Origin of the sequence: Paraburkholderia dioscoreae (genome assembly GCF_902459535.1) — a bacterium.
Classification (GTDB): Bacteria; Pseudomonadota; Gammaproteobacteria; order Burkholderiales; family Burkholderiaceae; genus Paraburkholderia; species Paraburkholderia dioscoreae.
In genome coordinates, this window is sequence record NZ_LR699554.1 from 447,707 (window position 1) to 460,172 (window position 12,466).

The following is a 12,466-nucleotide window of genomic DNA, read 5'->3' on the forward strand; positions in this document are numbered from 1 at the left end:
CAATGGAGAACTGAAAACGCCGATTCGGCTTGTGGCTGTATGGCGTATCCGCAGAAATTTCGTTGTCTTACATCTGTCCCCTCGACAACCATTTTCTCGGCATTGGCACTCCAGATTGGATCCGGGGGGTGAGAGCTGAAAAGCTGGTTGAACCGTACTCCTGAACCGATCATATTCCCCGGTCGACTTCATGCGCTCATCGATACAGCGTATCAAGTTGACTAAAGTCAAATGAGAGGGTTTGCCGAGTCGGCAAAGAATGAAGTGTCACGACGCGAACCGGTATCGTGGTGGGGCCTTATCTGAATACTAATAGCTTTAGCATGATCAGCCTGGCATTCGTCAGACCTTTGTTACCTATATGAACCGTCCACTTAACGGCACGCTTTCTCATGCGTGATCATTGGTGTTTGTGCGCCCAGTCAGTCGATGACTGTTGTCTGACGTTGTTCGACGAGTGGTGTGAAAGGCGCGCGGTACTACCGCTGTGCTATTTGATGAATGCATGGCCGATTGTGTCTGTGTCCGGTTCAGCGATATGCCGTCTCTACGCAATATTGGACGAACTACTGAGCAACGAAGCTGCAGGGTTGCTCGACAATGAACGTAGGATAATCAACAGGATTCTGCGAAATAAATGCACCCATGTAGAGGGTTTGTCCGCCGAGCTGGCCGACGCAGTGTGCGATGTTTGTTCGCTCAGGCGTTACAAGATCCTTCTATTGGATGGGAACGTTGCCTAACCGGGAATAGCTGAATTCCATACACGGGAGCGCAATGGGAAGGTGACGGAGAAATATATCTAACTTTGGCTGGCCAACAATAATTTGTACACCGAACATTATATCGAAGTGAGATTCCGTTATTTCCCGACGTGATCGCTAAAGATATCGATCCTGCGGCCGTTAGCAGACTATAGAGCGGTAGCACTGTCAGCCCGTCGCGGTCAATTTGAGAGGTTCGTTAACGTATGAAGTTGTCCTTCTCCCAGAAGCTTTGGCTTCCGCTGGTCCTGAGCCTGTTATGTCTTGCCGGTATATCGATCTACAACGCCTTCGAAGGGAGGGAAGCTCAACTGGAAGATCGCAAACAGGATCTGATCCACGCTTCCGACATCGCCCTTAGTATTGTCAAGACATATGGTGACGCCGTAGCCGCAGGATCGCTGACTGAGACGGAAGCAAAGAAACAGGCCATGGATAAGATTCGGGCCATCCGGTACGGCGACGAAGGCTACTTCGCGATCATCAATTCGGCCGCAACGGTGTTGATGCACCCGACGCGTCCGGAGATGGACGGCAAGGACGCCAGCAACTACAAAGATCCGAACGGTGTGTATGTCTTTCGCGCCGCGGTTGACGCCGTCAAGCGCGACGGCAAGGGATTCAACGAGTATGCGTTTCCGCGGCCGGGCTCATCGGAAGCGTCTCCGAAGATCTCCTACAACGTGGGCTATCAGCCGTGGGGCTGGATTCTCACGACCGGAGTCTACGTCGACGACATCGACGCGGCGTTCCGTTCAATGCTGTATCGCAGCCTCGGAATCATGCTGGTGATGATCGCAGCTTTGTCGACTGTCGTGGTGCTGTTCAATCGCAGCATTCTTCGCGCAATGGGCGGAGAGCCTTCTTATGCCGCCGAGCTTGCCAACCAGATTGCCGGCAATGACCTGACCGCAGTGGTCAAGACGACTCGGGATGATCGATCAAGCCTGCTATTTTCGATGAAAAGCATGCAGGAGCAACTCACGCGCACGATCAGCGGGATCAAGATTGCAGCCGATTCGATCGCTACCGCTTCGCATCAGATCGCGGTGGGCAACCAAGACCTCTCTCAACGCACTGAGGAGCAGGCTGCGTCTCTGGAGCAAACGGCGGCCAGCATGGAGCAACTGATCTCCACGGTGAGCCAGAACGCCGAGAATGCGAGCGAGGCCAATCAGCTCGCTGCGCAGGCGGTCAAGGTGGCCGAGCAGGGTGGTGTCGTCGTAACGCGTGTCGTTGAAACGATGGGCGGGATCAACGCCAGCTCCGACAGGATCGCCGACATAGTGGGCATGATCGAAAGCATCGCATTCCAGACCAATATCCTCGCCTTGAACGCGGCCGTGGAGGCGGCGCGTGCCGGCGAACAGGGGAGAGGCTTTGCAGTGGTCGCTTCCGAGGTGCGCTCGCTCGCGCAGCGTTCTTCGACCGCGTCGAAAGAGATCAGGGAACTGATTCACGATTCGGTTCAACGGGTGCGCACCGGTGCCGGATACGCGCAGGAAGCCGGCGAAGCCATGGACCGGATTACGCACGAGGTCAGGCGCGTGACCGATCTCATGAGTGAAATCGCCGCTTCGTCGCAGGAGCAAAGCAAGGGAATCGGCGAGGTGAATGAGGCTGTCACGCAGATGGATCAGGTCACGCAGCAGAACGCGGCACTGGTCGAAGAAGCCGCAGCCGCAGCCAGTTCGCTAGAGATGCAGGCGGACGATCTGAAGGCCATTGTGTCCACGTTCCGGCTGGACGCCTAGCATGGCGCTGGCATGCGCCTCGCGGCTCAGGCACGCAGTGCGGTTCCGGCGTGTCGAAACAGCGCCTACGTCCGCGCTGAAACCGCCGACACCCATTCTGCGCGTGCGGACTGTATAAGCCGCCGGAACAGACGCCTGGCCTATGGGCAGCTTCGAACCTTCGGATCGGGACGAGCACATGCCAGGCATGTCTGCACGACTTGCTGCAAACAACTTGCAAGAAAGCCTACACCCCGGAGCTTCCATGGCCATGTCGAACGACGTTTCCGACGCAACGCCTGACAACGACCTGATGGACGATGGTTCGCATCTGTATAGCCAGGCATGGGCGTCGGCACTTACCTCGCTGACGGAGGTTTTGCGGCACAACGCCATCGATATCGTGAAGCGCTTCTATGATGGCCTGATTCGCTTGCCCAAGTCGAAGCACACGCTCGCGGCGCTGTCGGAGCATGAACTTCAGCATCTCAAGACGCAACAGATCCAGAATCTGTACGCGCTCGCGTCACCCGACCTGACGGCGATGGATCACCGTACGATGGCGCTACGGGTTGGACGTATCCATGCCATCGTAGGTTTGGAGTGGGAAGATCTGATTCGCAGCCGGGGAATCCTTTCCGCTGCGATTCACGACACACTCGATACGACGTTGCACGGAAGGGCACTGGCGGTGCTGGGAAGGCGCTTGACGCAGGATCTGGCGTGGCAGACGGAGGCCTACCAGCGTCTGCAGACTTCACGTCAGGACGTGTTGATGCGCGTGACCCAACTCGCGTGGGAAGTGGAGAGTTATACGGATCTGATCGGCCGGGTTGTTCAGATACTCGGCGAACACGACGAGGTGACAGGCTGTTCGGTTGGCCGGCCTGATAGTGACGGGGTCTTCCGTTTCGAGTCGGTGTCAGGCAAGTCGATGGAGCGGTATCTTGCCGAGTTGGAGAATTCCGCGGAACGGCCGGTCTCGAATGGCGATCTGCCTCAGGGGCAAGGACCTGTCGGACGCGCCTGGCGCAGCGGGAACGTGGAGCGAAGCATCAACTTTGCAACGGATCCGCTGATGGAGCCGTGGAGAACGCTGGCGCTGTACGAGAATTTCCGCTCCAGCGTGGCGATTCCTCTGCGACAACCCGGGCATCCGCCCAAGGCCATCCTTTCGCTCTATAGCTCATTTCCCGGCGGATATTCGGCAGCAGACCAGATGGCTTTTATCATGCCATTGCAAACGCTTCTGGGGCTCGCCATCGCGCGGATCGAGAATCAGGAAGGGCGTACTCATGCCGTACCGTACGCCACGCGACAACATTGGGCTGCGCTGCTCCGGTCCGATGCGCTGGAAATGCACTACCAGCCGCTACTGGATCTTAAAACCGGGCAGGTGACCAAAGTCGAGGCGCTGGCCCGGCTGCGGGAAGGCGATCGCGTCTTGACGCCCGGCGAGTTTTTCCCGGCACTATCCACGGATGATTTCCTTGAGCTCTACGTTCGCGGACTCGCACAGGTGTTGTCCCAGAGGAACCGCTGGTTGCAGGTTGGCGTCGAGTTGAAGGTGTCGGTCAATCTGCCGTCCAGTGCGATGGGCGACAACCGCTATTTCGAAGCCACGCGGCAAGCCTTGACGGAGTACGTTTGCCGTCCCGACATGCTGACTCTGGAAATTCTGGAAACGGACGCGCTTCCATCGGGCATGGACGTATCCGGTGAACTGGCGAAATTCAAGTTGCTCGGCATCAACCTGGCCGAAGACGACTTGGGGTCCGGGCACAGCAGCCTGAACCGGTTGCGCGAACTGCCGTTCGACTGGATCAAGATCGACCGCAGTATCGTGAGTGTTGCCGGTCAGGATGCATCGAATGTGTTGCGTTTCGTCTACCAGTTGACCAGGCTTGGCCGTTCGCTAGGCAAATCGGTGGTGGTGGAAGGGATCGAAGATGCGGGGATGCTCGAAGCCATTGTCATTCTCGGTGCCGACGTAGCTCAAGGCTATGCGATCGCACGCCCCATGCCTGCGCAGCAGTTGACGGCATGGATGCATAACCAGCCTTACTTGCCGCGTTCTCTGGACGCGAGAAGCGCCTTGGGGAAACTGGCCACGCTGTTGATCTGGGAAGAACGCCTGCACCTGATCTGTGAAGATCCGCGCGCGTTCGGCCGGCTGTCTGATATTGTGACGATACCGGTTACGCTCGGAGTCGTCGAACCCGTTGCGCCGGCGCCGCTCGACTCAGCCTGCCAGGTTTGCCCATTCTCAAGGTTCTTTAGCGAAACGGAGTCCATTCTGCCAAAGGGACTGTCGGATCCGACAGCACAGCGAGCCCTGATTGCGGCAGCAGTGAGTCACGGGCCGGACAGTCTGGCCTATCGGTCGGCGCGCCAGCGGCTTGTGACCGCTATCATGAGCGAGACGGTCGAGCACTGAGTGATGTCGCCTCCCTTAGGCGGCTGCAACGTGCGTAGAAATATCCGCATACGTTTGCGCCCGCCTGCGGTATTCATCGTTTTTTGACGCGCGATGTCTCGCGCAAGTTTCCATGATCAGGAATGCATTCTCCGCCATGTCCATAGACAGGCGCTTCAGTATTAGTGTTGCGGTCGCACTCCTGCCGGTTCTGGTTTTGTGTGGCAGGCTGGTCGTGCACGAGTGGCACGCATACATGGTAGCTGACGGCGCCCTCTATGCGTTCCAGACCTATCGCGCCGGATTGCTGGCAATCGAGAGCGTGTCCGCGGAGCGTGGCCCGACCAATAGCGTGCTAGGCGAAGATTTGCCGATCCCGGAAGCGAGGCGGGTCTCGCTGCGCCGCGCCCGTGACGAAAGCGATGCGCGGATCGAGAAGTTGCTCGAGATGCTTCAGGCCGGCCGTTGCCCGGGGTGTGCCGTCGAGCTTGCTCGCATACAGGAAGCGCGCAACGACCTCGCAAGCGCACGGGAGAACGTCGATCAACTGATAGGCCTGCCGCTGGCGCAACGGCGGGAGCGCACGCTCTCGAATGCAGTGGACCGGATGATCAAGGTCATTCCGCAGTTTGCGCCTGCCATCGATGCATTGGCTGCGAACGTGGTCAAGGGCGATACTCGCGCACTGAATTGTCTGATCCTCGCTACGCTGACTGCGGACCTGCGGGAAGCCGCCGGCCAGCTCGGCTCGCACTTTACCGCCACGCTGACCGCGCACAGGACGCTAGGTGAAGACAATCAGCTCGTGATCGAGCGAACCGAGGGGAGAATCGACCAGTTGCGTGAATTGATCGATTCGCACGTGCGGGACCGGCCGACGCTGGAGTCCACGGCGTTTGACAAAATGAACCGGCAGTACTTCGGCGAGGGCATTGCCTATATTGCCGAGGTCCGCAGCCTGGCGAGCCGGCCGGGTGGCGTTGCGATATCGCCCGCGCAGCTCGCGGACCGCTACGTGCCGATGATGCGTCCGATCACGGCATTCCGCGATCAGGTGCTGGACCTTGCTGAAACGGAGATCGGTCATCACCGCAGCAATGCGTTGGGCCTTCTGGCGGTCAGCGGGCTGGCCGCATTTCTGCTGATAGCGATATTGCTCTCGATGGCGATGTTATTCAGAAGGCGCGTGATTCGACCGCTTGTCGATGCGACCCACGTAATTGGAGCAATTGCAAACGGTGACCTCACGGCAGAGATTCCGGCAGCACGCTATCGCGGCGAAATCAAGGCCATGTTCAATGCGATCGGTGTGCTGAAGGCGAACAGCGTGGAGAGGCAGCAGCTCGAACGGGAGCGTGGCCGTCTGATTCATGAACTCAAAGCCACGGCGGAAACGGACTTTCTGACTCATCTGCTCAACCGCCGCGCATTCGAGAGCAGGGCGCGCCTGAGCTGTGCAGAACGGAACGCGGCCGAGCCGGAGCTCGCGCTGATCATGTTCGACATTGACCACTTCAAGAAAATCAACGACACGTATGGTCACGCCACCGGCGATCATGCGCTGCAACTCGTGGCCCGTCTTTGCCGTGAAATCTGCCGGCAATCGGATGTCGTGGCGAGATGGGGTGGGGAAGAGTTCGCGGTATTGAGCCGTGTGCAGGATGCAGCACAAGCGCTTGCCGTAGCGGAGCGTTTGCGTCGCAGGATCAGCGAGACCCGAATCCCTTTTAGCGGTGGCGAGGGTTTCACCATCACTGCGAGTTTTGGCGTCGCGTTCGCGTCAGCGTGCGATTCGCGTGACGTGGATCGTCTTTTCAGGCGCGCCGATCGTCTGCTGTATCAGGCGAAAGAGGCCGGACGTGATCGTATCGTCGCCGATCCGGTCAGCGTGCCAAGCGCTAACTCCTGAAGGCATTGCGAAGGAGCGCACCAATCGAATTGCACGACAAAGGCGTCCTACTGCCCTTGCAGATTCGGATTGCCGGCGGGAACGCCGGAGCCGGTTTCGGACGACCCGGTCGTGGAAGGACCGTACGCCGTAGCTGCATTGTTCCGCGCGGAAACGCGGGCTTCGGCTGCCTGAATGTCGGCGGGGTAGACGGAGTCGGTTGCTACCGCGGGGTTGTAGCCGGCCTGTTCGAGCTGCTTCAATTGTGCCTTGACCTCGGCACGCGTGACCGGTTGCTCGGATTGCGCGAATGATGCCAGCGGGACTGCGAGGACGACGACCAGCGTCGCTGCCTTGATAAGCGATTTCATGATGCTTCCCTCCGAGAATATTTTTTTAGGCGCCGAGCAATCTTTGACACCCTGCACGGATTCTAGGAAGCGAGTGATCTAGGGGAAACCACTAAGACGGTAATTCAGTGTTGCGACAAACAGCAAGTCGGCGTGATGTAATGTCGGCCGTAATATCTGAAGAATCGTTTTATACGCCCTTGCGTACGTCTACCCGATAGGCGGTCACTTGCCGATAAGTGCTGCCGGCGCGCACGATCACCTCGTCCTGCTCAGCCATATTGACCTGGTTCGGGAAGCCGCCTGCTTCAAGACATAAACCGGCGTGCGGTTGATATGCAATGCCGCCGCGTCCCGGATCGCCATTCAGCGAATTGCCGCTATAGAACTGTAAGCCGCGCTGATCGGTCAAGACGGTCAATTCGCGTCCGCTGCCGGGATCGTAAGCGCAGGCAACCTGGCGCATGGGCGGCGTGGCACCGTTCATGCCGGTGTCAGGCGTATCGCGCAACACGTAGCAATGATCGAAGCCGCCCGCCGTTGCCAACTGCGCGTGCGGCCAGTCCAATCGCGCACCGATCGGCGCACTGCGCCGGAAATCGAATGCGTTGCCTGCTACCTCGGCCAGCTTGCATGGAATCATGGTGGCGTCGACTTCAAAGAACCGGTCGGCGTCGATCGACAGCATATGGCCGCGAATATCCGCACCCGGCCGGCCTGTGAGATTGAAGTACGGATGGCTCGTCAGATTGAGCGGCGTCGCGGCGTCGGTGATCGCTTCATAGGCGATGGTCAGCGTGCCGTCGTCGTCGAGCGAGTAGCGCACTTGCGTGGTCACGTTGCCCGGAAAACCGGCGTCGCCTTCGGGTGACTCCAGCCGCATGAGCAGCGCACCGTTGTCTTCACTCGCTTCCCACAGCGCGCGATGAAATCCCGTCGTGCCGCCATGCAACAGGTTCGTGCCGTCGTTACGGTCGAGTGCGTATTCGATACCGTGTAGCGTGAAGCGGGCATCGGCAATGCGGTTTGCCCAGCGGCCTATCAGTGCGCCCATATAAGTAGTGGCCGCCACGTACTCGGCGGGCGTGTCGTGGCCGAGCAGGATATCGCCGAGCACGCCCGCGCGATCCGGTGCGTGCCACGACACCAGCGTCGCGCCCAGATCGCTAATGGCGACTTTCATGCCGTGTGCGTTGCGCAGCGTGAAGAGCCTGACGGAATCGCCGCCGCGCAATGTGCCCCACGGCTCGGAAGAAAGTTGTGCGATGCTGATCATGTCGTCGGTGGAATAAAAAGGTAAAGGCATGCTCAGCCCGGTGCCGGTGTCGAATTCACCCGCTCCTGGTATTCGCGCGGCGTACAACCGAGCTCACGGCGAAACACCGCATACATGTATTGCAGCGACGTGAAGCCGCAACGGATCGCCACTTCCGCGCTCGACGCATCGCGCTTGGCCAACAGTGCTTTCGCAACATCGAGTTTATGGCGAAGAATTTCCTGATGCACGGTGCACTGCCGCTCGCGCCTGAAGTACTCTTCGAGCGACGAGCGCGACACGCCCACATAATCGGCAACCTGTTCGGTGCGAATACCCTGGCATGCGTACTGCCGGATAAAGTGGCGAGCCCGCATCACATACGGGCTCGCAAGCGGTTGGTGCCTGGTCGATTCGAGCACGTTGATGCCGACCGGCGGCACGAGAATGCGCCGCCCCGGAAAGCGCGCACCGTGCAGCATCTGATGCAAAAGGTGAGCCGCGGTGCGGCCCATTTCTTCAGTGCCCTGAATTACCGAAGAAAGCGGAATTCGCGTCAGTGTGCGCGTTAGCGGATCGTTGTCGATGCCGATGATCGCGACTTCCTCCGGCACCGGAATGCCGGCAATCAGACACGCCTGGAGCAGATGCCTGGCACGCGCATCGGTCACGGCAATGATGCCGACCGGCTTCGGTAAGTCACGCAGCCATGCGGTGAGTTGCTCGGTCGCCTGGTTCCATGACGGCGCGCTGGTCGAGAGGCCGCGATATATCTCGCCGTCTATCTGTGCTGCACTGCGACCATCCGCACGGCGTAAATGGGCAAACGCGAGTTCGCGCTGTTGCGCCCAGCGGTTTTCCTGCGCCTGCGGCAGGCTATACAACGCGAAATGCTCGAGACCCGCGCCGATCAGATGCGTATACGCAAGCGAGACGAGCTTGCTGTTGTCGGTGGCGATATAGGGCAAATCCGGAGGATAGTGCGCCGGATCTTCGAACGACGAACCCACGGCGACCACGGGCAGCGGACAATCGCGCAGCGCTTCGCCTACGGCGGGATCGTCGAAATCCGCAATGATGCCGTCGCCGTCGAAACGCTCGATGCCCGTCAGCCGGCAGCGAAAGTCTTCTTCCAGAAAGAGGTCCCACGCCACGCGCGTGGACAGCAGGTAATTGCCGATACCGGTGATGATCTCGCGGTCATAGACCTTGTTCGCGTTGAACAGCAGCGCGATCCGGTGGCTGGTTTGCGGTGTTTGCGGACGGGTCATGGCAGTGGGCAGGGCACGCGTTTCACGCGGCACCGGTTTTAAGCGTCCGGTTATTCTAGGCCCCGAATCACGCGCCGGTGCGAAACAAAATGGAAGGCGGTAAGAAACATCAAGCACGCTGCGCAATTTCGCAATTGCCGACGCATCTGGCAAGCGGCAGCATGGCGTCACCTTGTCGACCGGCGCGACGACGTCGCACGGGTTGCGGTGCAACATAACTGGAGACGCAGATGTCCTATTTCGAACACATTCCCGAGATCCGCTACGAGGGCCCGCAATCGGACAACCCGCTTGCATACCGCCACTACGATAAAAGTAAAAAGGTACTCGGTAAAACCCTCGAAGAACATCTGCGCATTGCGGTGTGCTATTGGCACACATTCGTCTGGCCGGGCCTGGATATTTTCGGGCAGGGAACGTTTCGGCGTCCCTGGCAGCAAGCCGGCGATGCAATGGAGCGGGCACAGCAGAAGGCGGACTCCGCATTCGAGTTCTTCTCGAAGCTCGGTACGCCGTACTACACGTTTCACGATACCGACGTCTCGCCCGAAGGTTCGAGCCTGAAGGAATACAGCGAAAACTTCCTGCGCATTACGGATTATCTGGCGCGCAAGCAGGAGGACACCGGCATCAAGCTGCTGTGGGGCACGGCCAATCTGTTTTCGCATCCCCGTTACGCGGCCGGCGCGGCCACCAGCCCCGATCCGGAAGTGTTCGCGTTTGCGGCGACGCAGGTGCGCCACGCACTCGATGCGACCCAACGGCTAGGCGGCGACAACTACGTATTGTGGGGCGGCCGCGAAGGTTACGACACGTTGCTCAATACCGACCTCGTGCGTGAACGCGATCAACTTGCCCGTTTTCTGCATATGGTCGTGGACCATGCGCACAAGATCGGCTTTAAAGGCTCGCTGCTGATCGAACCCAAGCCGCAGGAACCGACCAAGCATCAATACGATTACGATGTCGCAACCGTACATGGCTTCCTGCTGCAACACGGGCTGGAGAAAGAGATTCGGGTAAACATCGAGGCCAATCATGCGACGCTCGCGGGCCACTCGTTTCATCACGAGATTGCCACGGCCTACGCACTGGGTATTTTCGGCAGCGTCGACGCAAATCGCGGCGACCCTCAAAACGGCTGGGATACCGACCAGTTCCCAAATAGTGTGGAAGAGCTGACGCTCGCCTTCTACGAAATTCTCAAACACGGTGGCTTTACTACGGGCGGCATGAACTTCGACTCGAAAGTGCGGCGCCAAAGTGTCGATCCGGAAGATCTGTTCTATGGCCACATCGGCGCAATCGATAACCTCGCGCTCGCCGTTGAGCGCGCAGCGGTGCTGATCGAAAACGACCGTCTCGATCAATTCAAGCGCCAACGCTATGCGGGTTGGGACGCCGACTTTGGGCGCAAGATCCTGTCCGGCGACTATTCGCTCTCCACGCTGGCAACGGATGCACTCTCGCGCGGTCTGAACCCGCAGCACGCAAGCGGTCACCAGGAGCTCATGGAAAACATCGTGAATCAGGCTATTTACAGCGGACGCTGAAGCGTATCGCAGGAAGCAGTGCATGAGAAAGTAGCAGCACCACATAAAAATCGCGCGGCCACGTCGACCGCGCGAAACAGGAAGCTTTGGGTTGTCGCTTGTCCGGTCCTGCGGCTCGCAGCGCAGGCCGCCCATCCGGTATTCCGGCTATCAGAAGAAGGAGACAGACATGAAATTCGCAACGCGTCGTAGTGTGTTGAGTTCGCTCGTATGTGGAGCGGTGCTCGCCAGCCTCTCGCTTGCCGCGCCGCTCGCGCATGCAAGCAAGGATCATCCGGAAATTGGCTTCTGTATCGACGATCTGCGCGTGGAGCGCTGGTCGCGCGATCGCGACTACTTCGTCGCCGCGGCAGAGAAGCTCGGCGCGAAAGTATCGGTGCAATCCGCCGACGCGAGCGAAGAGCGGCAGATCTCGCAGATCGAAAACCTGATCTCGCGCGGCGTGGACGTCATCGTGATCGTGCCGTTCAATTCGAAGACACTCGGCAATGTGGTGGCCGAAGCGAAGAAAGCGGGCATCAAGGTGGTCTCGTATGACCGCCTGATTCTCGACGCCGATGTCGACGCCTATATCTCGTTCGATAACGAGAAAGTGGGCGAATTGCAGGCACAAGGCGTCTACAACGCGCAACCCAAGGGCAACTACTTCCTGCTCGGCGGCGCGCCAACCGACAACAACGCCAAGATGCTGCGTGAAGGCCAGCTTAAAATCCTGAAGCCCGCGATGGACAAGGGCGACATCAAAGTGGTCGGTCAGCAGTGGGTGCCGGAATGGAGCGCATCCACGGCGCTGCGCATTGTCGAAGATGCGCTCACGGCGAACAACAACAAGATCGACGCGATCGTCGCCTCTAACGACGGCACAGCGGGCGGCGCTATCCAGGCGCTCGCAGCGCAGCACCTGGCTGGCAAGGTGCCGGTATCGGGCCAGGACGCCGACCTCGCGGCGGTCAAGCGTGTGATTGCCGGCACGCAGACCATGACCGTCTACAAGCCGCTGAAACTGATTGCCGGCGAAGCGGCCAAGCTTTCCGTGGCACTTGCGAAGGGCCAGAAGCCAGCCTATAACGCGCAATACGACAACGGCAAGAAGAAAGTCGACACGGTGCTCCTGCAACCCACGTTGCTTACCAAGAGCAATGTCGACGTAGTCGTCAAGGACGGCTTCTATACCCAGGCCCAGCTCGCGAGCCAATGAGCGTAACGTGTGCGCGGCGTACGTCGATGCGCGTCATG

General features: G+C 59.1%; 8 protein-coding genes. 5 read left to right on the plus strand and 3 right to left on the minus strand.

The window, feature by feature from the left end:
• Positions 1-970 precede the first annotated feature (970 nt).
• The 3 genes from PDMSB3_RS22195 (at position 971) to PDMSB3_RS22205 (ending at position 6,822) form a co-directional block, all read left to right on the plus strand.
• Positions 971-2,518, plus strand: coding sequence for a methyl-accepting chemotaxis protein (locus PDMSB3_RS22195; protein ID WP_165187719.1), 1,548 nt, complete (start codon positions 971-973; stop codon positions 2,516-2,518).
• 142 nt (positions 2,519-2,660) lie between these two features.
• Complete coding sequence (locus PDMSB3_RS22200) at positions 2,661-4,934, plus strand: EAL domain-containing protein (RefSeq protein ID WP_232064292.1); 2,274 nt, start codon at positions 2,661-2,663, stop codon at positions 4,932-4,934.
• Between the two features lie 235 nt (positions 4,935-5,169).
• Positions 5,170-6,822 (plus strand): GGDEF domain-containing protein, encoded by a 1,653-nt coding sequence (locus PDMSB3_RS22205; protein WP_232064294.1) that lies wholly within the window; start codon positions 5,170-5,172, stop codon positions 6,820-6,822.
• 47 nt (positions 6,823-6,869) lie between these two features.
• Here PDMSB3_RS22205 and PDMSB3_RS22210 read toward each other — a convergent pair whose 3' ends face one another.
• The 3 genes from PDMSB3_RS22210 to PDMSB3_RS22220 all read right to left on the minus strand — a co-directional run bounded on the left by PDMSB3_RS22210 (position 6,870) and on the right by PDMSB3_RS22220 (position 9,677).
• Positions 6,870-7,172, minus strand: a complete 303-nt coding sequence (locus PDMSB3_RS22210; protein WP_007176101.1) for a DUF4148 domain-containing protein — start codon at positions 7,170-7,172, stop codon at positions 6,870-6,872.
• A 169-nt stretch (positions 7,173-7,341) separates the two neighbouring features.
• On the minus strand, positions 7,342-8,427 hold the full coding sequence (locus tag PDMSB3_RS22215) for an aldose epimerase family protein (protein WP_035516999.1): 1,086 nt from the start codon (positions 8,425-8,427) through the stop codon (positions 7,342-7,344).
• A 32-nt stretch (positions 8,428-8,459) separates the two neighbouring features.
• On the minus strand, positions 8,460-9,677 hold the full coding sequence (locus PDMSB3_RS22220; protein WP_007176103.1) for a XylR family transcriptional regulator: 1,218 nt from the start codon (positions 9,675-9,677) through the stop codon (positions 8,460-8,462).
• A 230-nt stretch (positions 9,678-9,907) separates the two neighbouring features.
• Here PDMSB3_RS22220 and xylA point away from each other — a divergent pair, with 230 nt between their 5' ends.
• Positions 9,908-11,230 carry a xylose isomerase gene (xylA, locus tag PDMSB3_RS22225; RefSeq protein ID WP_165187721.1) on the plus strand — a complete coding sequence of 441 codons (1,323 nt, stop codon included), beginning with the start codon at positions 9,908-9,910 and terminating at the stop codon, positions 11,228-11,230.
• 169 nt (positions 11,231-11,399) lie between these two features.
• Positions 11,400-12,428, plus strand: a complete 1,029-nt coding sequence (xylF, locus tag PDMSB3_RS22230) for a D-xylose ABC transporter substrate-binding protein (protein ID WP_007176105.1) — start codon at positions 11,400-11,402, stop codon at positions 12,426-12,428.
• Positions 12,429-12,466: the final 38 nt, after the last annotated feature.